The sequence below is a fragment of the Vibrio sp. HI00D65 genome (assembly GCF_001635455.1).
Lineage (GTDB): Bacteria > Pseudomonadota > Gammaproteobacteria > Enterobacterales > Vibrionaceae > Vibrio.
On record NZ_LWEH01000547.1, the window covers coordinates 1 to 236 of the forward strand.

Consider the following 236-nt stretch of genomic DNA (forward strand, 5'->3'; position numbering starts at 1 on the left):
TAGGTGGCTTTTTCTCTGTGTTCTCACTCATAGCTGTACCTCTATGTTTTTCTTGAAGCCAACCTTTTGGACTAGCGATACAGCAGCATCGAGAGACTTAAAAACCCTTTCAATGTTTGAGCGAGCTTTGACACAAACAATGTTGTCTCCCTGCTTTGATACGAAATGCACGTGAAATTCATTACCCTTCATTGGTACTGATGTAATCACTGCTTTTTTTAGTGCTCCTTGGTCAA

The 236-nt window shown here is 40.7% G+C and carries 1 protein-coding gene; it reads right to left on the reverse strand.

The window, feature by feature from the left end; all coding sequences use genetic code 11:
* Window positions 1-27: 27 nt before the first annotated feature.
* Window positions 28-236: hypothetical protein (locus A3712_RS28510; RefSeq protein ID WP_231891881.1), on the reverse strand; the 209-nt coding region annotated here is incomplete at its 5' end.